This is a genomic window from Halomonas sp. LMYGS-3 (assembly GCF_059509875.1).
This window is the reverse complement of record NZ_JCAKFQ010000009.1, coordinates 42,845-63,664: the sequence shown is the minus strand read 5'-3', so window position 1 is coordinate 63,664 and position 20,820 is coordinate 42,845. Positions and strand designations below refer to the sequence as shown.

Annotated in this window: 18 protein-coding genes; 13 read left to right on the top strand and 5 right to left on the bottom strand. The window is 67.0% G+C overall.

The annotated features are described in order from the left end of the window. Positions 1-3: 3 nt before the first annotated feature. The 7 genes from AC5W54_RS10570 to AC5W54_RS10540 all read left to right on the top strand — a co-directional run bounded on the left by AC5W54_RS10570 (position 4) and on the right by AC5W54_RS10540 (position 6,954). Positions 4-1,548 (top strand): bifunctional folylpolyglutamate synthase/dihydrofolate synthase, encoded by a 1,545-nt coding sequence (locus AC5W54_RS10570; protein WP_495962044.1) that lies wholly within the window; start codon positions 4-6, stop codon positions 1,546-1,548. Then, positions 1,545-2,249: an SPOR domain-containing protein gene (locus tag AC5W54_RS10565; protein WP_495962043.1), complete on the top strand. Its 705-nt coding sequence runs from the start codon at positions 1,545-1,547 to the stop codon at positions 2,247-2,249. The genes AC5W54_RS10570 and AC5W54_RS10565 overlap by 4 nt, the downstream gene beginning before the upstream one ends. Positions 2,250-2,251: 2 nt before the next feature. Further along, on the top strand, positions 2,252-2,848 hold the full coding sequence (locus AC5W54_RS10560) for a CvpA family protein (RefSeq protein WP_495962042.1): 597 nt from the start codon (positions 2,252-2,254) through the stop codon (positions 2,846-2,848). 58 nt (positions 2,849-2,906) lie between these two features. After that, complete coding sequence (gene purF, locus AC5W54_RS10555; protein ID WP_495962041.1) at positions 2,907-4,430, top strand: amidophosphoribosyltransferase; 1,524 nt, start codon at positions 2,907-2,909, stop codon at positions 4,428-4,430. 10 nt (positions 4,431-4,440) lie between these two features. Further along, complete coding sequence (locus AC5W54_RS10550; protein WP_495962040.1) at positions 4,441-5,637, top strand: O-succinylhomoserine sulfhydrylase; 1,197 nt, start codon at positions 4,441-4,443, stop codon at positions 5,635-5,637. Between the two features lie 113 nt (positions 5,638-5,750). Next, a complete protein-coding gene (locus tag AC5W54_RS10545; protein ID WP_495962039.1) occupies positions 5,751-6,305 on the top strand; it encodes a cytochrome b in 555 nt (184 codons plus the stop codon). Between the two features lie 64 nt (positions 6,306-6,369). After that, positions 6,370-6,954, top strand: coding sequence for a YceI family protein (locus tag AC5W54_RS10540; RefSeq protein ID WP_495962038.1), 585 nt, complete (start codon positions 6,370-6,372; stop codon positions 6,952-6,954). A gap of 131 nt (positions 6,955-7,085) precedes the next feature. Here AC5W54_RS10540 and AC5W54_RS10535 read toward each other — a convergent pair whose 3' ends face one another. Beyond that, entirely contained in the window at positions 7,086-7,880 is a 795-nt protein-coding gene (locus tag AC5W54_RS10535; protein WP_495962037.1) for a 2OG-Fe dioxygenase family protein, read from the bottom strand. A gap of 413 nt (positions 7,881-8,293) precedes the next feature. On the opposite strand from AC5W54_RS10535, the gene AC5W54_RS10530 reads away from it, so the two are divergent. The 4 genes from AC5W54_RS10530 to AC5W54_RS10515 all read left to right on the top strand — a co-directional run bounded on the left by AC5W54_RS10530 (position 8,294) and on the right by AC5W54_RS10515 (position 13,965). Then, the gene (locus tag AC5W54_RS10530) at positions 8,294-10,027 is read left to right on the top strand and encodes a putative bifunctional diguanylate cyclase/phosphodiesterase (protein ID WP_495962036.1); all 1,734 of its coding nucleotides are present in this window, start codon (positions 8,294-8,296) and stop codon (positions 10,025-10,027) included. Between the two features lie 117 nt (positions 10,028-10,144). Next, the gene (locus AC5W54_RS10525) at positions 10,145-11,434 is read left to right on the top strand and encodes an MATE family efflux transporter (RefSeq protein ID WP_495962153.1); all 1,290 of its coding nucleotides are present in this window, start codon (positions 10,145-10,147) and stop codon (positions 11,432-11,434) included. 215 nt (positions 11,435-11,649) lie between these two features. Continuing rightward, complete coding sequence (locus tag AC5W54_RS10520; protein WP_495962035.1) at positions 11,650-12,909, top strand: D-amino acid dehydrogenase; 1,260 nt, start codon at positions 11,650-11,652, stop codon at positions 12,907-12,909. 402 nt (positions 12,910-13,311) lie between these two features. Next, complete coding sequence (locus AC5W54_RS10515) at positions 13,312-13,965, top strand: hypothetical protein (RefSeq protein WP_495962034.1); 654 nt, start codon at positions 13,312-13,314, stop codon at positions 13,963-13,965. A 96-nt stretch (positions 13,966-14,061) separates the two neighbouring features. On the opposite strand, the gene AC5W54_RS10510 is transcribed toward AC5W54_RS10515, so the two are convergent. The 4 genes from AC5W54_RS10510 to phhA form a co-directional block, all read right to left on the bottom strand. Continuing rightward, a complete protein-coding gene (locus AC5W54_RS10510; RefSeq protein WP_495962033.1) occupies positions 14,062-15,594 on the bottom strand; it encodes an NCS2 family permease in 1,533 nt (510 codons plus the stop codon). Positions 15,595-15,821: 227 nt separating this feature from the next. Continuing rightward, positions 15,822-17,009 carry an amino acid aminotransferase gene (locus AC5W54_RS10505; protein ID WP_495962032.1) on the bottom strand — a complete coding sequence of 396 codons (1,188 nt, stop codon included), beginning with the start codon at positions 17,007-17,009 and terminating at the stop codon, positions 15,822-15,824. Next, complete coding sequence (locus AC5W54_RS10500; protein ID WP_495962031.1) at positions 17,010-17,348, bottom strand: 4a-hydroxytetrahydrobiopterin dehydratase; 339 nt, start codon at positions 17,346-17,348, stop codon at positions 17,010-17,012. 54 nt (positions 17,349-17,402) lie between these two features. After that, complete coding sequence (gene phhA, locus AC5W54_RS10495; protein ID WP_495962030.1) at positions 17,403-18,239, bottom strand: phenylalanine 4-monooxygenase; 837 nt, start codon at positions 18,237-18,239, stop codon at positions 17,403-17,405. Between the two features lie 293 nt (positions 18,240-18,532). Here phhA and AC5W54_RS10490 point away from each other — a divergent pair, with 293 nt between their 5' ends. Next, complete coding sequence (locus AC5W54_RS10490; protein WP_495962029.1) at positions 18,533-20,104, top strand: sigma-54-dependent transcriptional regulator; 1,572 nt, start codon at positions 18,533-18,535, stop codon at positions 20,102-20,104. Positions 20,105-20,129: 25 nt separating this feature from the next. Then, positions 20,130-20,765 (top strand): hypothetical protein, encoded by a 636-nt coding sequence (locus tag AC5W54_RS10485; protein ID WP_495962028.1) that lies wholly within the window; start codon positions 20,130-20,132, stop codon positions 20,763-20,765. Positions 20,766-20,820: the final 55 nt, after the last annotated feature.

Here is a 20,820-nt window from a genome sequence, read left to right as displayed (position 1 = left end):
GCCATGCGTGACACCGCCCTGTCCACATCCCTCGACGCCTGGCTGGCCCGGCTGGAAGCGGCCCATCCGGTGGGCATCGACCTCGGCCTTGAGCGCGTGGCCGAGGTCGCCCGCCGCCTGGGCCTGCTCGACGCCCCGCCCGCGGGGCGGGTGATCACCGTGGCCGGCACCAACGGCAAGGGCTCCACGGTGGCCATGCTCGAGTCGCTGGCCCGCGCCCATGGCCTCTCCACGGCCACCTATACCTCGCCGCACCTGCTGCGCTACAACGAACGCCTGCGCCTGGACGGGGTGGAGGCCGACGATGCCACCCTGATCGACGGCTTCGAGGCCGTCGAAGCCGCCCGCCTGGCCGGCGAGCCGGTCAGCCTGACCTACTTCGAGGTCGGCACCCTCGGTGCGCTGTGGGCCATCGCCCGCCGGCCTCCCGACCTGGCGATCCTCGAGGTGGGACTCGGCGGGCGGCTCGATGCGGTGAACGTCATCGACCCGGACGTGGCGGTGATCACGACCATCGCCCAGGACCACGCCGCCTTCCTCGGCGACGACCTGGAGGGCATCGGCCGCGAGAAGGCCGGTATCCTGCGGGCAGGCCGCCCGGCGGTGCTGGGCAGTACGACGCTACCGGCGAGCGTCGGTGCGGTGGCGAGCGAGCTGGGCGCCCGGGTCTACGCCCTGGGCGAAGCGTTCCGCCGGGAAGGGGAGGGCGAGGGGTGGACCTGGCAGGGCCTCCGCTGCCCGCTCCCGGTGGGGGCGGACGACGCCCGGCGCCGGCGCAGCCTGTGGGGTCAGACCCCAGCCGAGTCATCGGGCCTGTCACAGGCCACGACTCCGGCAACTCCGACACCGCCGGGGTCTGACCCCACAGGCGAGGCCTCCCGGACAGCGCCGGGGTCTGACCCCAAAGGCGAGGCCTCCCGGACACCGCCGGGGTCTGACCCCAAAGGCGACGACGCCGGCACGGGTGCGCTTCTCACCCTGAGCGGCCTGCCCGACCCCGGCCTGCCGCTGGACAACGCCGCCACGGCCCTGCAGGCCCTGGCACTGGCCGGCGTGCCCCTCGAGGCGGACGCCTGCCGCCGTGCCCTGGCCCGGGTGGTGTTGCCCGGGCGCATGCAGTGGCTGGGCCAGTGGTGCCTCGACGTGGGCCACAACCCCCACGCGGCGACCTACCTGGCCGAGCGGCTTGCGGCGCGTCCCTGTGATGGCCGCACCATCGCCCTGCTGGGCATGCTCGGCGACAAGGATGCCGACGGCGTGATCGCGGCCCTGGCCCCGGCGGTGGACGCCTGGGTGCCGGTCGGCCTGGCCGGCGAGCGGGCCCGCACGGCCGACGACCTCGCCGAACGGCTGACCGCCCGAGGCGCCGCCGTGTGGCGTCGCGCCGCCTCGCCCGCCGAAGGCGCCGACTGGTTGGTCGCCCGTCTCGCCCCCGAGGACCGGGTGCTGGTGTGCGGTTCCTTCTTCACCGTGGGCGAGGTACTGGCGTGGTGGCAATCGTCGGCGCAGACTGAAGCGGATGAGACGCCTAGCGAGGGAGCCCCATGAAGTACGGAATGCGAGAACGCCTCAGTGGAGCAGTGATCCTGATCGCCCTGGCGGTGATCTTCGTGCCCATGCTGTTCGACGAGCCGGCCCCGCGCAGTGAACGCCCCCAACCGGTGTTGACCATCGAGCAGCCCGTCGACGTCGAGCGCCGGGACGTGCCGGATCCCCAGCCTCCCGCGAGCCTCGGGCAGATCCAGTCTCCGACGGCGCTCACGCCCCGGACCGCGGGGCAGGACGAGGCGTCCCCGGTCGACGGTCCCGTTGGTGCCGGGACCCCGGCCGAGGAAGCGACGGCCGAGTCCCCCGAGGAGGTTCTGGCGGAGGCCGCCGAGGCAGTGGCGACACCCGAGCCGGCGAGCGCCGTCGACGCCGATCCCATCGCCGAGCTGGCCCGGGCCGCCGATCAGCGCCTCGCCGAGAGCGCCAGCCGCTCCGGGAGCGAAGCGGAGGCGCCGACACCGGCGGCCTCCGGTGGCGAGTGGGCGGTTCAGGTGGGCAGCTTCGGCGAACCGGCCAATGCCGAGCGTCTCGAGGCGCAGCTCGGCGAGCAGGGGTTCGCCGTCTTCAGCCGTCCGCGGGACAACAACCTGACCACCGTCTACGTGGGCCCCTATGACTCCTCGGAAGCCGGTGAGCGCGCCATGGGTGAGCTCAAGGAGCGGGCCAACCTGCAGGGCCTGCTGGTCCGGGTGAGGGAGTGAGCATGGCACTGACCTGGGTCGACTGGATCTTCCTCGCCGTGCTGGCCGTGACCACCCTGACCGGCTTCCTGCGCGGGCTGATCCGCGAGGCGCTCGGCATGGCGGCCTGGATCATCGCGCTGCTCGCGGCGCGATTGCTGGCCGAGCCGGTGGCCGACCTGATGGCCGGGCTGATCGACAACCCCGATGCCCGCCTGGTGCTGGCCTTCATCCTGGTGATCTTCGCCGTGGTGCTGCTGTGCGGTATCGTCATCCGCATGGTGCATGCCGCCATCGAGTGGGTGGGCATGGGGCTGTTCAATCGCGTGATGGGAGCGGCCTTCGGCACCGCCAAGGGGGCGGCGATCCTGGTGCTCGGCACCATCCTGATCACCCTCACGCCGCTCGCCCAGCTCGAGGCGTGGCAGGATGCCGAGCTGCGCCCGACCTTCGAACAGCTGCGCGACTGGGCGGTGAGCCAGCTCGAGGCCTGGGAGGGGCGCATTCCCGAGGCACCCGAGTCGCTACGCGAGATGTCCCTGCCCGGTAACGACCGCCAGGCCGGCATCGGACCGGATGCCGACCGGGCCGGCGAGGCGACGACGACCCCTGACATGTGAATCCCGGGGCGGTGTGCGGCATGGCCGTCCTGAACCAAGGCAAGCGAGGTAAGGTGGAATGTGCGGTATCGTGGGCCTGATGGCCAAGCAGGCGGTGAACCAGGGCATCTACGATGCCCTGACGGTGCTCCAGCATCGCGGACAGGACGCCGCCGGCATGATGACCTGGCATGACGGCCGTTTCCTGTTGCGCAAGAGCAACGGCCTGGTGCGGGACGTCTTCCACACGCGCCACATGGCGCGCCTCAAGGGCAACGTGGGCATCGGCCATGTGCGCTATCCCACCGCCGGCTCCTCCAGCGAGGCGGAGTCGCAGCCGTTCTACGTCAACTCACCCTACGGCCTCACACTGGCTCACAACGGGAACCTGACCAACTCCGAGCAGCTCAAGCAGGAGCTGTTCTCCTCCGATCTGCGTCACATCAACACCAGCTCCGACTCCGAGGTGCTGCTCAACGTCTTCGCCCACGAACTGGGCAAGCAGGGCCTTCACCTGGCCCCCGGCGACATCTTCGACGCGGTACGCCGCGTGCATCGTCGTTGCAAGGGGGGCTATGCGGCGGTGGCGATCATCAACGGCGTCGGCCTGGTGGCCTTCCGTGATCCCCACGGCATCCGTCCGGTAGTGTTCGGCACCCGCGACGAGGGCCAGGGACAGGAGGTGATGATCGCCTCCGAGTCGGTGGCGCTGGACGTGGGCGGCTTCGAGCTGCACCGCGACCTGGATCCGGGCGAGGCGATCTTCGTCGACATGAGCGGGGCGATCCACACCCAGCAGTGCGCCGACCGCCCCAGGCTCGCACCCTGCATCTTCGAGCACGTCTACCTGGCGCGTCCCGACTCCATCCTCGATGGCGCCTATGTCTATGGCACCCGCATGCAGATGGGGCGCAAGCTCGGCGATCGCATCCAGAGCGAGTGGCCAGAGCACGACATCGACGTGGTGATCCCGATTCCCGACACCTCGCGCACCTCGGCCCTCGAACTCGCCCAGCACCTGCGGGTGACCTACCGTGAAGGCTTCATGAAGAACCGCTACATCGGGCGGACCTTCATCATGCCGGGCCAGACCCAGCGCAAGAAGTCGGTGCGCCAGAAGCTCAACGCTATCGACATCGAGTTCAAGGGCAAGAACGTGCTGCTGGTGGACGACTCCATCGTCCGCGGCACCACCTGCAAGCAGATCATCCAGATGGCTCGGGAAGCCGGCGCCAACAAGGTCTACTTCGCCTCGGCGGCCCCGCCGGTGCGCTACCCCAACGTCTACGGCATCGACATGCCGGCGGCGAGTGAGCTGATCGCCCATGGGCGCAGCGAGGCCGAGGTGGGCGAGCTGATCGGCGCCGATCGCATCTTCTACCAGGACCTCGACGACCTGAAGGCCGCCTGCCACGAGGTCAACCCGACCCTCGAGCAGTTCGACTGCTCGGTGTTCGACGGCAACTACGTCACCGGCGACATCGACGATGCCTATCTCTCCGACCTGGAGGCCTCACGCAACGACGCCGCCAAGCAGGAACAGGGTGCCGGCGATCATGCCCTGGTGGGAATGCACAATCAGGATGACGACATCGACGACTAAGGGCCCCGTCATGGATCACGATCAGTCACGAGAACCGCAGTGGGAGCTGGAAACCCTGGCGATCCGCGCCGGCCACCAGCGTACCCACGAGCAGGAGCATGGCGAGCCGATCTTTCCTACCTCGAGCTTCGTCTACGGCAGCGCGGCCGAGGCGGCACGCAAGTTCAAGGGCGAGGAGCCGGGCAACGTCTACTCGCGCTTCACCAACCCCACGGTGCGCACCTTCGAGCAGCGCCTGGCGGCGATGGAAGGCGGGGAGCGCTGCGTGGCCACCAGTTCCGGCATGGCGGCGATACTGGCCACGGCGCTGGCGCTGCTTTCGGCCGGTGACGAGATCGTCGCCTCGCGCTCGCTGTTCGGCTCCACCGTCAGCCTGTTCGACAAGTACCTGGGCAAGTTCGGCATCACCACCCGCTACGTCGAACTCTCGGACCTCTCGGCCTGGGAGGCGGCGGTGACGCCGGCGACCCGGCTGCTGTTCGCCGAGACGCCCTCCAACCCGCTCTCCGAGGTGGTCGATATCGCGGCACTCGCCGAGATCGCCCACCGTCATGATGCGTTGTTGGCCATCGACAACTGCTTTTTGACCCCGGCGCTGCAGAAGCCCATCGCGCTCGGCGCCGACCTGGTGATCCACTCCGCCACCAAGTACCTGGACGGGCAGGGCAGGGCGATCGGTGGCGCCGTCGTCGGTCGCGACAAGGAGTTGGAGGAGCTGTTCGGCGTGGTGCGCACCTGCGGCCCCTGCCTCAGCCCCTTCAATGCCTGGATCTTCACCAAGGGGCTGGAGACGCTCAACCTGCGCATGCGCGCCCACTGCGACAGTGCCCAGATCCTGGCCGAGTGGCTGGAGGCCCACCCGGCGGTGGCGCGGGTCCACTACAGCGGCCTGACGAGCCACCCCCAGCATGCGCTGGCCGCGCGCCAGCAGCAGGGCTTCGGAGCGGTGCTCGGTTTCGAGGTGCGCGGCGGTCGCGAGGCGGCCTGGTCGGTGATCGATGCCACCCGGATGCTGTCGATCACCGGCAACCTGGGCGATGTCAAGACCACCATCACTCACCCCGGCACCACCACCCATGGTCGACTCTCCGACGATCAGCGGGCCGCGGCGGGCATCGCCGAGGGGTTGATCCGCGTGGCGGTGGGGCTCGAGTCCCTCGGTGACATCCGCGCCGACCTGGCCCGGGGGCTCGACGCCCTGGTCTGAGCGTGGCATACGGTTTTTCCGAACGATGCATTCGGCTTTTTTCAGCGGATGCTGATAATGCACTGCGTTATCATCGCCCGCATTGTCATGACGTTCACCGAGGAGCCGTCGATATGTGGCGCAATACCCGCTCCGGCTGGGGCATCGTCAGCATCGCCCTGCACTGGCTGGGAGCCATGGCGGTGATCGGGCTCTTCGTGCTCGGCTGGTGGATGACCGGGCTGGGTTACTTCGACGCCTGGTACAACCTGGCTCCCTGGTGGCATCGTTCCATTGGCATGCTGCTGCTGTTCGCCACCCTGCTGCGGCTGGCCTGGCGTTTCATGCAGCCAACACCGGCCGCCCGCGGTCCCCGTCTCGAACGACTCGCCGCCCATCTCGGTCATACCGCCCTCTACGCCTTGATGCTGGTGGTGCTGGTCAGCGGCTACCTGATCTCCACCGCCAACGGCCGCGGTATCAGCGTATTCGATTGGTTCGTGGTGCCGGCGCTGATCAGCGATCTCCCCAACCAGGCCAGCCTTGCCGGCGAGATCCACTGGTACAGCGCCCTGGCACTGATCCTGCTCGCCGCGGGCCATGCCCTGGCGGCATGCAAGCACCATTTCGTCGATCGCCACGACGTGCTAATGCGAATGATCGATCCGGCGCATTCTCGGCGGCCATGAGCCGAGACGCCGTCGTGCAATCTTCCACCTTCGGGTGGACCCGATCCCCAAGGAGACATCACCGATGCTGAAGAAGACCGTGCTCGCCACCGCCCTGACCGCCGCTGCCCTGGTACCGTTGTCCCAGGTGCAGGCCGATGACTACGTGATCGATACCGAAGGCCAGCACGCCTTCATCCAGTTCAAGATCAACCATCTCGGCTACTCCTATATCCTCGGCAACTTCGAGCGCTTCAGTGGCGAGTTCAGCTATGACCCGGAAGACCTCGAGGCCTCCTCGGCCCGCATCGAGGTCGACGTCACCAGCCTCAACACCAACCACGCCGAGCGTGATCGCCACTTCCTGAGCGATGATTTCCTCGACGCCGGCGAGTACCCGACCGCGACCTTCGTCTCCACCGGCTTCGTGCCGAATGGCGACGACCAGGGCGTGCTGACCGGTGACCTGACCCTGCACGGCGAGACCCGCGAGATCGAGATGCCGGTGACCCTGGTGGGGGAGGGCGAGGATCCCTGGGGAAGCTATCGTGCCGGTTTCGAGGGCAGCACCCTGCTGACCCTGGCCGATTTCGGCATCGCCATGAGCGACTTTCCCGAGGTGATGCACGACCTCGAGCTCTATGTCACCTTCGAGGGCGTTCGCCAGTAAGCCGGCAGTTACCACGGCACCCTGCCGGAACCTTGCAACGGCCGGGCAGGACGACGACACCCCCGGGTTTACACCCGGGGGTGTCGCATTGTGAAGCGTGGCTCCGGGGGCTCCCTGCCCGGAGCGGGGAATCAGCGGGTCTCGTTGAGCACCGCCTCGGGGAAGTGCCGCCGCAGGATGCGGTTCTGGAAGTCGTCCACGAAGCGGCTGTTGATGATGATGATGAACCGCTCGAACGGCAGGTTAGCGTCCTGCTGGGCGATGCCATCCACGCTGTGGTAGAGACGGTCATCGCACAGGTGCAGGATGTCGCCGGGGGCCAGGGTGGCATCCGCCAGGGGGCGAGTCCCGGCCTTGTCGGCATAGAGATGGTTCTCGGCGCCGGTGACATTCTCCCGGTTCAGAACCAGGATGCTCAGCGCCTTGCAGCCATCGGCATGGATGCCCTGACCCTGCAGGGGGTCGACCCGGCCCTCTCCTCGCACCCCGGTGATCTGCATCAGGATCGGTTCCCGGGGGCCGATGCCCCAGAGCCGGGCCCAGGCGCGGACGAAGGCCTTGACGTCGGCGCGCGCGAGGAAGTCGGGCGTCAGCGGATCGTAATAGCGCAGGCGGTCCGCCATGCTCTCGGCATCGTTGAAGGCCCCGCCCTGTGCCATCGGGCAGTCTCCCATCACCTCGACATCACCGTGTGAATCCAGGGTCAGCCAGGACATGCGCTTCCAGCGCCGGTTGACGTAGGGATCCCGTGGCAGGTCGGCGACGAAGCCTTGCCAGGCCTCGAGGTCGATCCGGTCGCGGATATCGGTGAGGCTCCAGAGGTGCTGCCTCAGGGTGGTGGGGACCTCCGGCGACCAGTAGTCGGCGAGCGGGTCCAGGGGCATGGTTGTGACATCGAAGCCGTGCTTGAGGGTGTCGAGTTTCATGGTCTTTCTCCTGTTGCGTGGGCGGAATTGCCCGGACGTCCCCGGCGAGGAAACGACGGCGACAGTAGAAAAATGAAAAGGTTTGAAACTAAATGTCAAAGAAATGTACGAAAAAACTACCAATCCATCTGATCTGCCCTCGGCTAATCCGGCCTGGGTCGCCAGGATGGGATCATTGGTAACGCTTCGTTAGGCCATTACCGACGAACGCATGTAGGATGAGGAGGAAAGCATGATGGCCGTTGCCACCCCGGGGTAATGTCGAGCATCGTCATGCATCGATGAGGAACTTCATGACCGGTCGCGATTCCCGTCTCCGGAAAGGGCCAGGATGCCTGCCACAGGAGAGGCACAAGGATCGTTGTGACGCCCCTGAGTCCGACGCTGTCGGTGGCCGCACCGAGGGCGCCGGCATGGAAGAGGTGGCACTGGTCCGGCGGCAGTACCTGGAGAGCGAGCAGCGATTCCGAGCCTTGCTGGAGAGCCTGCCCAAGGTGGCGGTGCAGGGGTATGACCGGGAACGTCGCGTGATCTACTGGAACGAGGCCAGCACACGGCTCTATGGATATACCGCCGAGGAAGCCCAGGGATGCCTGCTCGAGGACCTGATCATCCCCGAGTTCATGCGTGAGGGGGTCATCCAGGCCCACCGGGCCTGGGTTCACCAGGGGGTCGAGATTCCCGCCGAAGAGCTCGACCTGAAACACAAGAGCGGTGAACTGGTCTCGGTATTTTCCCACCATGTCATGCTCGGAGAGCATACCGACTCGCCGCTGATGTTCTGCGTCGATGTGGACCTGTCCGACCAGAAGCGGGCGCGGCGTGACCTGGACTTCGCCACCCGCTTCGATAGCCTGACTCACCTGCCCAACCGCCGGACCTTCGAGATCGAGCTCGACGCCCTGCTCGGTTCCTGCCAGCGGCAGGACACCGTCCTGGCACTGGTCTACCTGGACATCGATCACTTCGTCGACATCAACGATGCGCTCGGCTACGAGCAGGGCGATCGACTGCTGGTCGAGCTGACGCGCCGCCTGCGCGGTTGCCAGCGGGTGACGGACCTGCTCGCGCGGGTGTCGAGCGACGAGTTCGTCCTTGCCTTTCCGGGCCTGCACCGGGAAGGCGATGTGCGGCGTCTGGTGGGCAATGTCCAGCAGGCGCTGCGCGATCCTTTCCTCCTCGATGGCCGTGACCGCCAGGTGACCGCCGGTCTCGGGGTGGCGCTCTTTCCCGAGAATGGCACCACCGCGCGTGAGCTGATCCGCAATGCCGATGTCGCGAAGAATCGCGCCAAGCTCGAGGGTCGCGGCGGGCTGCAGTTCTTCGAGCAGTACCTGCATGATGAACTGGTGCGACAGCACCACCTGATCACGCAACTGGAGCAGGCCCTGGAAAACGGGGAACTCTGCCTGCATTACCAGCCGCAGGTCTCCGCGGTCAGCGGCAGGGTCGAGAACCTCGAGGCTCTGCTGCGCTGGCAGCCGGCGGAGGGCCCTCCGGTGTCGCCGGGCGAATTCATTCCGTTGGCCGAGCGTTCGGGGTTGATCCATCGTCTCGGCGATTGGGTGATCCAGGAGGCCTGCCGCCAGCAGGTGGAGTGGCGGGAAAAGGGGTTCGGCGAGCAGCGCATCGATATCAACGTTTCCGGTCGTCAGTTGCTTCGTCCCGATGCCCTGGAGCGGTTCGAGGCTTGCCTCCTGCGGCATGGTCTCGGGTATCGCGATATCGGCATCGAACTCACCGAGAACGTGCTGATCGAGGCGGACGAGTCGGTGCTCGATGGGCTCCGAAGGCTCTACCACCGCGGGGTGCGTATCGCCATCGACGACTTCGGCACCGGCTACTCGTCACTGAGCTACCTCAAGCACTTCCCGGTCACGGCGCTGAAGATCGACCGCAGTTTCGTGCATGACGCCCCGCACCAGCCCGAGGATCGGGCGATCATGGAAGCGGCGATCTTCATCGGCCATCGGCTGGGTCTCGAGGTCGTCGCCGAGGGGGTCGAGAATGTCGAGCAGCTGACCCTGCTGCGCGAGATGCGCTGCGATCTCATCCAGGGCTATTTCTTCTATCGTCCGATGCCGGCCGAGGCTATCGAGCGGTTGCTGGCGGGGCTCGTTCCCGGCCATCAGGGACTCTCGGGCTGAGCCCCAAGACGCATTGGCGTAGAATGCCCGGTCGCATCGCATTCTGGAGTCCTCGTGACCGCTTCCGATTCCGACCGGCTCTCGCTCGGGCACACCCTCTGGCGCCAGACCTGGCCGATGGCCATCGGCGTGCTGGCGCTGCTCGGCTTCCAGCTGGTGGACAGCGCCTTCATCGCCCGCCTGGGCACGGCACCGCTGGCCGCCCAGTCGTTCACTTTTCCGCTGTCGTTCCTGATCATCGGTGTCCAGGTGGGGCTGGGTATCGCCATCGCGGCGCTGATCTCCCGCGCCCTGGGAGCCGGGGAGCAGGCCCGCGCCCGACGGTTGGCCAGTCTGGTGCTGCTGGCCGGCACGGTTACCATCGCCCTGCTGGCGCTGCTCCTGTGGCGGTACCAGGTGCTGGTGTTCACCCGGCTGGGAGCCGATGCGGCGACACTCGCCCTGATCCGGGCCTATTGGGCGCCGCAACTGCTGGCCGCGTGGCTGGGGGCCGCGCTCTACTTCGGCTACAGCCTGTTCCGGGCCCATGGCGACACCCGGCTGCCGGGCCAGATGATGGTGGTCACCAGCCTGGTCAACCTGGTGTTCGATCCGCTGCTGATCTTCGGTCTCGGCCCCTGGGCCGGGCTGGGGCTCCCTGGGGCGGCCTGGGCCACGGCCATCGCCTTCGCCTGCGGCCTGCTGGTCCTGGGGTGGCGCCTGCGCCGGACCGACTGGCTGGGGCGGACCGGCCTCGCCGCCGAGCTGCGACGTTCGGCGCGGCCCTTCGCCGGTATCGCCGCCCCGGCCATGGTCGGCCAGCTGATGCCACCGCTGGCCGCCATGCTGGCGATCTCGGTGGTGGCGAGCCTGGGCGAGGCCGCAGTGGCGGCCTGGGGGCTGGCCAGTCGCCTGGAGACCGTGTCGCTGATGGTGGTGCTGGCCATGACCATGTCGCTGCCCCCTTGGCTGGGGCGCTGTTACGGCGCGGGGGACTGGGCGCAGATACACCGACTGATGCGCCTGGCGCTGCGGGTCGTGGTGCTCTGGCAGCTGGGGCTGGGCCTGGTGATGGCGGTGATGTCCCCCTGGGTGGCGCTGGCACTTTCGGGCAACCCCGAGGTGCGCGATGGCCTGGCGCTGCTGATTCGCTTCCTGCTGCCGAGTTATGCCGCCCTCGGCGTCTGCATGCTGGTAGTGTCGGCGGGCAATGCCCTGGGCTGGCCGCTTCGGTCCATGCTGATGTCCTCTGCGCGGCTGTTTCTCTTCTATCTTCCCTGCCTCTGGGTCGGCGCCCGGCTGGGAGGCCTCGCGGGGCTCGCCATGGGCGCGGCGCTGGGCAATCTGCTGGCTGGCCTGGCGGCCTGGATGGTGCTCAGGCGGATCCTCACCACCCCGCGGCGTCGCCAGACTCGCTTGGCGGAGTGATAACATCTTTTTATGTTCGATTATATTTATAATTATCCTGACTTTATGCATAAAAACATCACTAAAATCTATTTTTATATAAAAAAATAGCATCATTCACTATCAAGGGCTCCCTATACTCTCCTCGTCGCCCGGCTTCCGGCCGGGCGACCTGCGTTGCGGCATCGATCACAAGCACAAGGCCATCCAACAACGGAAGCCAAGGGAGGAGACCCATGAAGGTACTGATTCTCGGCAGCGGCGTCGTCGGCGTCACCAGCGCCTATTACCTGGCCCGCCAGGGCCATGAGGTTACGGTGGTGGACCGCCAGCCGTCGCCGGCACTGGAGACCAGCTACGGCAACGCCGGCCAGGTCTCCTTCGGTTTCTCCTCCCCCTGGGCGGCACCCGGCATTCCTCAGAAGGCGGTCAAGTGGATGTTCCAAGAGCACGCTCCGCTGAAGATCCAGCCCAGGATGGACCCGACCATGGCGCGCTTCATGGTGCAGATGCTGGGCAACTGCAACCCCGAGCGCTATGCGCTGAACAAGGAGCGCATGGTGCGGGTGGCCGAGCACAGTCGCGCCTGCATCAATGCCCTGCGCGAGGAGACCGGTATCCGCTACGAGGATCGCCAGTGCGGCCTGCTGCAGCTGTTCAGGAGCGAGGCGCAGGTGGAGGCCGTGGGCAAGGACATGAAGGTACTCGAGCAGTGCGGCGTACGGCACCGGCTGCTGGGGGCCGACGAGCTCGCCGCGGTGGAACCGGCACTCGCCCGGGTGCCCGGCAAGTTCGTCGGTGGCCTGCATCTGCCCGACGACCAGACCGGCGACTGCTACCTCTTCACCAATCGCCTGGCCGACCTTTGTCGCGAGCGACTCGGCGTCGAGTTCCGCTTCAACGTCGAGATCCAGCGCCTCAAGCGCTCGGCCGGGCATATCGAGAGCGTGGTGACCAGCGAGGGCGAGCTCACCGCCGATGCCTACGTGGTCTGCCTCGGCAGCTTCTCTCCCTTCCTGGTCAAGGACCTGGGCATCCGGTTGCCGATCTATCCGGTCAAGGGCTACAGCCTGACGGTGCCGGTGACGGACGACGGGGGGGCCCCCCAGTCCACGGTGATGGACGAGACCTTCAAGGTGGCGATCTCGCGCTTCGACGACCGCATTCGGGTAGGCGGCACCGCCGAGCTGGCCTCCTACGACCTGCGCCTGCTGGAGAAGCGCCGGGCGACCATCGCCATGGTGGTGCGCGACGTCTTCCCCGAGGGCGGCGACGTCGCCAGGGCCGAGTTCTGGACCGGCCTGCGCCCCATGACCCCGGACTCCACGCCGATCATCGGCGCCACCCGGGTCGACAACCTGTGGCTCAATACCGGCCACGGCACCCTGGGCTGGACCATGAGCTGCGGCAGCGGCCAGTTGTTGGCCGACCTGATGAGCGGCAAGGCACCGGCCATCGACCCGAGCGGCCTGGACGTTTCCCGCTACGCGGCCTGAGACGCCGCCTCCCCATGGCGAGGCCCTGCCGGGTGACCGGCAGGGCCTCGTTGCATTCGGTAGCGGCCCTCCCTCGATGGCGGTGTCTGTTAATGAGGTGAGCGCGATAATGTCGCGTTATGCAGACACCAATACCTTTCCCTGTGGCGGGCACGTCCGGCTCGCCTCCCTATTTTATGTCTCTGTTTTGCGACATATATTGATGGCTTGTCATCCGTGGTGGCTGTATAAGAAAACGTTGCTATTTAATATCCTGTTGATACTACTCTACTAACTTATCTTCTGGCACGGTGATCGCTTGGTAAGAGCAGGAGCAAGACTCGTCACGACGAGCGGCTCAAGGAGGAGCCATCCCGGATGATGGATACCGGCCCCAGGGAAAACGGGGCATGAGGAGGTGCTATGAAACTCAAGACACTTGCTGCCAGCATGGCACTGGTTTTCTCAGGCCTGGCCGGCGCGACTGCCCAGGTCCAGGCGGCCAGCCTTGAAGACGACGTTCAAGGCGGCAGTTATTCCGCCATGCCCATGACGGGATCGGCCAGCGATTCGCTGCTGCTGGCTCAGGACAGTGCCGGCGGTGATGCGGGTGCCGATGGTGGCGCCGATGGTGGTACCGACGGGGCGGCCGATGGCGGCACCGACGGGGATGCCGACGGTACTGATACCGATGCCGATGCCGAAACCAGCGCTGATGCGGAGGCGGGTGTCGATGCCGACGCCGAGTCGGATGTCGAGGCCGACACCGACATGGAGTCAGGGATGGATGCCGAGGCCGAGACGGATGCGCAGGCCGAGGAGGATGAGAAGACCCGCGCCCCCGGGTTGGATCGCGCCATCGATCGTGCCGCCGAGCCCGCCCAGGATCGCCTCGAATCGAACCGCGATCGCATAAGAGGCGAGACCGAGGGGCAAACCGATGAGGACCTTGAAGGTGGTGCCGAGGCAGAGGCAGAGGTCGACGCCGACGCTGACGCCGAGGCCGACGCTGACGCCGAGGCCGACGCTGACGCCGAGGCCGACGCTGACGCCGAGGCCGACGCCGAGGTCCAATAGGCCAGACCCGCCCCGAAGCCGCGATCGCCGGTCTCGGTGCACCAATGGGAACGAGGCCCTGCCGGGTGACCGGCAGGGCCTCGTTGCGTCAAGCGATCAGTCGGCCGGCGGCGGCGTGGTGGGCAGCGGCCGCGGGGCGGCCAGGCGCTCCTGCTGCCAGGCGAAGTAGAGGAACAGCGCCCCCATCACCAGGTAGCCGAGGGAGAAGTCCTGGGCGGCATTGAAGGCCAGTTCCGGGGCGTGCATCAGCCCCACGAAGGAGAAGCCTGCCGCCACGGCGGCGAAGACCGCGGCGCGGCGGAACTGGTGGTCGATCACCGAGACGGTCATGGCGCCGATGAAGATGGCCATGAACATGGCGCCCTGGCCCATGGCGACGATGCCGCCGGAGATGTCGGCGACCACTTCTCCGGCGCCGCGATTGAAGCGCGTCATCACATAGTTGGCGAAGTAGGGCAGCATCGCCAGGGCCACCGCCGGGTAGTAACGGGTGTCGTTGCTCTGGAAGGCGGTGGCGATCATCGACATGCCGACGAACACCAGGATCGGGGCCACCACCGAGACGGGAATGATCGCCGCCAGCGCCGCGATCAGGCCGAACATGGTGGCCAGGCCGTAGACGGCGCCGTTGAGGAGGCTGTAGCCGCGGCCCGCGCCCATCCACTTGGCGCCCACGGTGGCGATATAGACGGTAGTCGGGAAGACTCCGCCGAACAGCGCACCGATCATGGTGCCGGCACCGTCCACCGCCTGGCACTCGCGCACGTCGTACCTGTCGCCGGCGGCCTCCATGGCCTCGACGTTGTTCATGGTCTCGATGGCGTTGTACAGCGTGATCGGCAGCACCACGGTGAGCACCGCGAGCATGCTGGTGAACAGCAGGCCCAGGCCCTCGAACCAGGCCAGATTGGGCAGCAAGGGGTAGAAGCCGAGATGGGTGAAGGCGTCGCTGAAGCGCTCGCCACCGGCGTCGCCGATCAGGTAGGCCAGGGCCGTGCCGACGACGATGGCGAACAGTGAGGTGGGCAGACGGAAGGGCATGGTCACCCGGGCGACCAGGCCGACGATGATGATCGCCAGTACCAGCAGGCCGATCACCGGCATCTCGAGGGTCTTGAACAGCATCTCGCCGGCGATGAAGGTCAGGGCCACACCCGCCACGGCACCCAGCATGGCGGCTCGTGGCAGGTGGTACTGCACCCAGCGGCCGATCAGGCTGATCGTGGCCTCGATGGCGCCGCTGATGAAGCAGGCGGCCACCGCCACCTTCCAGGCGAGCTCGGCGTCACCGGTGAGTTGCTTGGCTGGCAGCAGCACGCCGAACAGGAAGACGAACATCACCGGGGTCGAGATGCCGTAGGAGAGCGCGGTGACGTCGGCGCGGTTCTCCTTGCGCGCCAGGCGCGCCGCGCTCCAGGCGTAGTAGAAGTTGCCCGCCATCACCGCCACGGCGGCGCCGGGGAGCACCTGGCCGAAGACGATCGACGAGGGGAAGCCCATGCCGAGCATGGTGATGGCGATGATGACGAAATTGGCGATGTTGTTCTGGAACAGGGCGAAGAAGGCATCGGTGTCCTCCTTCTTGTACCAGGGATAATGTACAGGAGAGTGCACAGGGGTAGTCGCCATGATAAGCCTCTTCGTTATAGGGGTTGTATACAAAGGCAGTCGACAGTCTGGCCGCATTCTGACTGATCGGTCAAGTCTGGCGTTGCCGGGAGCGCCGCACGGCACCCCGGGCCGTGCGGCGGCGAGGGCGGCATTCTACTCGGAAAGGGCTGAAAAATCGTGAAGTTGGCATATACGAAAACGCCCGGGCGGAGGCCCGGGCGCTTCAGCAGGTCGGGACGTGGCGATCAGTTGACCGCAGCGATCGCCTTGGCCAGGTAGGGCAGGTTGTCGTGGGAGAAGCCGGCCACGTTGGCGCGGCCGGAGCGCACCATGTAGATGCCGAACTCGTCGCGCAGGCGGTCGACCTGCGCGGGCTGGAGCCCGGTGTAGGAGAACATGCCGCGCTGCTCGGCCACGCAGTGATACTTCTGGTCGAGGCCGTAGGGCTTGAGGGACTCGACGAAGTCGCGACGCAGGGTGTTGATGCGGTCGCGCATCTCGGTGAGCTCCTCGCGCCAGATGGCGGCGAGTTCGGCCGAGTGGAGGATCTCGCTGACGATGGCGCCGCCGTGGGCCGGCGGGTTGGAGTAGTTCTCGCGGGCCACGATGGCGATCTGGGAGCGCACGTTCTCCTTCTGCTCGACGTTCTTCGCCACCATGATCAGGCAGCCGGTGCGCTCGCAGTAGATGCCGAAGTTCTTGGAGCAGGAGCTGGTGACGATCACCTCGTCGAGGTTCTCGGCCAGCAGGCGCACGCCATAGGCGTCCTCGTCGAGGCCTTCACCGAAGCCCTGGTAGGCGAAGTCGACCAGCGGCAGCAGGCTGCGCTCCCGGACGACTTCCAGCACCTGCTGCCACTGCTCCCGCGAGAGGTCGAAGCCGGTGGGGTTATGGCAGCAGGCGTGTAGCAGCACCACGTCGCCGTGGGGGATCGCCTCGAGTGCCGCCAGCATGCCGTCGAAGTCCAGGCGGTTCTCGGCATCCACGTAGGGGTACTTGTGCAGCTTCAGGCCCGCGGCGGGGAAAATGCCCAGGTGGTTCGGCCAGGTCGGGTCGCTGACCCAGATGTCCTTGCCGGGCAACTGGTGGGCGATGAAGTCCGCCGCCAGGCGCAGGGCGCCGGTGCCACCGGGCGACTGGGTGGCGCTGGCGCGGCCGGCCTCCAGCACCGGCGAGCCCTCGCCCAGCACCATGGGCAGGACGACTTCGCCGTAGCCCGGGTCGCCATGGGAACCGATGTAGGTCTTGGTGGTTTCGTTCTTGAGCAGCAGGGCCTCGGCTTCCTTGACGGCGCGCATCACCGGGGTGTTGCCCTGGTCGTCACGGTAGACGCCGACGCCGAGATCGACCTTCTGAGGGTTGGTGTCCTGCTTGAAGGCCTCGATCAGCCCGAGGATGGCGTCCCCGGGTACCCGCTCAATGTGTTCGAACATTTAATTCGCTACCTCGTCGGTTCTGGCGGCAAGAATGAAGTCGTTCTTGTGCAGGCCCCTCAGCTCGTGCGACCACCAGGTCACGGTGACCTTGCCCCATTCGGTCAGCAGGGCCGGGTGATGCCCGGCGTCCTCGGCGATCTCGCCGACGTGGTTGGTGAAGTCGAGGGCCTGCTTGAAGTTGCGGAACTTGAAGACCCGCTCGAGCTTCATGATGCCATCGCGCTCGACGATCTGCCACTCGGGAATCTGCGTCTTGTACTGCTCGATCTCGGCCTCGGTCACATGGGGAGCGTCCCCGCTGCAGGCCTCGCACTGCTGTTTGGAAAGCTGGTTCATGGTATCTCCTTGTCTGCGAGAAAGGTCGTCGTCGGGAAGTGGCTCGGACGGGTGTCAGGCGCTCGCCTTGCCGGTGCCCGGAGCCGGTTCGAAGAGGGGCTCGTGGAGCCCCAGTGCCATGGCCCGGTGCGCCAGGCCCATGATGTCCTGCCTCGAAAGGTCGTGCAGGGTGGTGAGGTCGTCAAGCACGTAGTAGAGCGGCTGCAGGATGTCGATGCGATAGGGGGTACGCATCGCCTCCACCGGGTCGAAGGGGCGGTGCTCGGGCACCTCGGAGAGGGCGTACAGGGTCTCCTTGTGCGAGGAGATGATGCCGCCGCCGTAGATGCGCCGCCCCTGCGGCGTGTCGACCAGGCCGAACTCCACGGTCATCCAGTAGAGCCGTGCCAGATAGACCCGCTCCTTGTGCGTGGCCGCCTGGCCCAGCCGTCCGTAAGTGGCGGTGAACTCGGCGAAGGAGGCATCGGTGAGCATCGGGCAGTGGCCGAAGAGCTCGTGGAAGATGTCTGGCTCCTTGAGGTAGTCCAGCTCCTCGGGGGTACGGATGAAGGTGGCCACCGGGAAACGGCGGCTGGCGAGCAGGTCGAAGAAGGTGTCGAAGGGGATCAGCGCGGGCACCTGGGCGGTGCGCCAGCCGCTGGTGGCCTGCAGCACGCGATCGATCTCGGCCAGTTGAGGGATGCGGTCCTCGGGCAGGGCCAGGCGTTCGAGGCCGTCCAGGTAGGCCTGACAGACCCGCCCCTCGATCGCCGGTAGCTGGCGCCGTATCAGGGTTTGCCAGGTGGCGTTCTCGGCATCGCTGTAGGTGATGTGCCCTCGAGCGTCGGGCAGCCGGGCGCGGTAGCCGGTCTTGCTGACGCACTCACTGCGGGGAGAGGTCGTTACCGTCATGGGGCGCTCCGTGTTGTCTGCGGCGTTGATACTGTTTTAGTCGTCGAGTACCCGGCATCGTTCTATCGTTCTGGAGTCTAGAAAGCCGCCGGGAGGGTTAGGGGGCGAGGTGAGGAGCATGACGATCGCCAGGGCGGGCATGGCCGTAAGGGAATCGTGACGGTAGCGGCCGATGCGGGGGGCGGGCTCGGCAATCGCGTCATCACGGTGATTGAGCCGGGGTGAGCGTCACGTTATCTTTACAGAGGAGTCACGTCAGCGTGACGACTTTCCCGACCGCGAGAGACTGCTCGATGCGCCTGAGGTTTCACTGCCAGAACCGGATCGGCATCCTGCGCGACATCGTCGCCCCCTTCGCCGACTACGGGCTCAACGTGGCGCGCGGCGAGGTGGGGGGCGAGCATGGCAACGCCATCTACCTGCACGTGCCCCACCTGCTCAATGCCCAGCTCGCCACCCTGAAGCCCGAGCTCGAGGCGGTGCCCGGGGTGTTCGGCGTGCGCCGGGTCAGCCTGATGCCCAGCGAGCGCCGCCACCTGGAGCTCGATGCGCTGCTCTCGTCGCTCTCCGAGCCGGTGATGTCCATCGACATGGAGGGGCACGTGGTGGCGGCCAACCGTGCCGCCGGCCAGTTGCTCGGCGTGCGTATCGACGAGGTGCCCGGTCTCTCGCTCGACCGCTACCTGCCCGAGGTCGACCTGCCGGGGCTGATCCGGCGCAACAATGCCCGGGTCAACGGCCTGCGTATCAAGCTGCGCGACACCACCTTCCTCGCCGATATCGCCCCGTTGCACCGCGAGCATCAGGACGACGTGGCTTCGTTGGCGGGGGCGGTGGTGACCCTGCACCGGGCCGATCGCATCGGCGAGCGCATCTACCATGTGCAGCGCCAGGAGCTGCGCGGTTTCGAGGCGATCTTCCAGGCCAGTCCCCGGCTCCAGGCGTTGATCCGCGAGGCCCGTCGCATGGCGCCGCTGGACGCACCGCTGCTGATCCAGGGCGAGACCGGCACCGGCAAGGAGCTCCTGGCGCGGGCCTGCCACCTGGCCAGCGCCCGCGGCCAGTCGCCGTTCATGGCGCTCAACTGCGCCGGTCTGCCCGAGTCCATGGCCGAGACCGAACTGTTCGGCTATGCCCCCGGGGCCTTCGAGGGGGCGCGGCCCGATGGCAAGCTGGGCCTGTTGGAGCTGACCGCCGGCGGCACCATCTTCCTCGACGAGGTGGGCGAGATGAGTCCGCGGCTGCAGGTCAAGCTGCTGCGCTTCCTCCAGGATGGCGGCTTCCGCCGGGTGGGCAGCGACGAGGAGACCTGGCTCGACGTGCGGGTGATCTGTGCCACCCAGCAGGATCTGCCACGGCTCTGTGCCGAGGGCCATTTCCGCCAGGACCTCTACCACCGCCTCAATGTCCTCTCGCTCACCGTGCCGCCACTGCGCGAATGCCGCGACGGCATCGAGGCGCTCGCCGGCCACTTCATCGACCGCGCCGTACGGCAGATCGGCTGTCGGGTGCCGGCCCTCTCGCCGGCGGCCCTGGCGCGGCTGACCGCCTACCACTGGCCGGGCAACGTGCGCCAGCTCGAGAACGTGCTCTTCCAGGCGGTCTCGCTGTGCGAGGGCGAGACCATCGAGGTCTCGCACCTGCGTCTTCCCGACGTGGGCGACGTGCCGGGACTGGCCGGCCTTGACCTGGAGGGGTCGCTGTCCGAGATCCTCGGCGAGGTCGAGCGTCGGGTGCTGGCGGCGCTCTACCCGCAGCACCCCTCCAGTCGCCAGCTGGGCAAGCGGCTCGGGGTCTCCCACACCACCATCGCCAACAAGCTCAAGCGCCATGGCATCGGCACGAGTGACAGGCTGCTAGAGTAAAGGCATCCGGGCCAGGAGCGCCGTGATGGCTGACGATCATACTCGCCCGATGGCGGGGCGCCTGCCCCTCTGGCTGAAACTCGCGTTTACCGCCTGGATCCTCGGCTGGGCGCCGACCTACTGGGTGCTGCTGGGGCCGCAGAACTACTTCTGGCTGTGCAACCTGGCCAACTTCCTGATCCTGGCGGGCCTGTGGACCGAGAGCCGCCGGCTGATCTCGATGCAGCTGCTGTCGGTGCTGCTGGTGGGCAGCCTGTGGGCGGTGGACGTGGGCACCGCCGGGCTCACCGGGGTGCATCCCATCGGCGGTACCGAGTACATGTTCGACGTGCACCAGCCGCTGGTGACCCGGCTGCTGTCGCTCTATCACCTGGTGTTGCCGGTGGTGGCGGGCCTGGCCGTCTACCGGCTGGGTTACGATCGCCGGGCGCTGCCGTGGCAGACCGCGCTGACCTGGATCGTGGTGCCGCTGACCTACGTCGTCACCGAGCCCGAGCGCAACATCAACTGGGTCCATGGGCCCTTCGGCCAGCCCCAGGAGACGCTCGACCCGCTGCTCTACCTGGTTGGCCTGACGCTGCTGTGGCCGGTGGCGGTCTATCTGCCGGTGCATCTGCTGATGATTGGCCTGCAGCATTGGCGCGTCCACCATCGCCATTGAGCCCGCCGCGTTCGCCCCGGCACGCGCGAGTCGGTCTCGGGCCGTCTGCTATCGT